1 protein-coding gene is annotated in these 422 nt (G+C 63.7%); it reads right to left on the bottom strand.

The genetic code is table 11. From position 1 onward, the window contains the following. Positions 1 to 34: 34 nt before the first annotated feature. Positions 35 to 422, bottom strand: a 388-nt coding sequence (locus tag AX735_RS02600; RefSeq protein ID WP_066275107.1) for a hypothetical protein, incomplete at its 5' end; no start/stop codon positions are given.

Below are 422 nucleotides of genomic sequence, written 5' to 3' on the forward strand. Positions count from 1 at the left end.
TGGAGCGGTGGCAGCTGCCACCGCTCCACGCGCGTCAAGCTCTGCCCTCGAAGCGGGCGATCAGCTGCTCCGCTACGGAAGCAATTTCGGCGGGGTCGGCGGTTTGAGTGCAATCGCCGCCTACAACAGCGCCGAGCGTGCCGCCGTCCAGTTGGACAACGTGGACACGCCACACGTCGCGCCGGAGTTCGTATTGATCGGGAAGCGGCCTCTGCATGATTTCATGAAACACTAGGTCAACCCATTGGCGCGCGTCCGGATCGGAAGACGCATCGGCGTAGTCGGCGCGGCTCGCCATGACGCTGTATCGGTCGCCTAGCATGAATTGGCGTTCGCGCGCGCGCCGGTCCTGCTCGATCCGCGTTACGCGATCTTTTTCCGCCCGCTTCATCGCCTGTTTCATCCGAACATCGTCGGCGCTG

It is taken from the genome of Blastomonas sp. CCH1-A6 (assembly GCF_001556365.1).
GTDB lineage: Bacteria > Pseudomonadota > Alphaproteobacteria > Sphingomonadales > Sphingomonadaceae > Blastomonas > Blastomonas ursincola.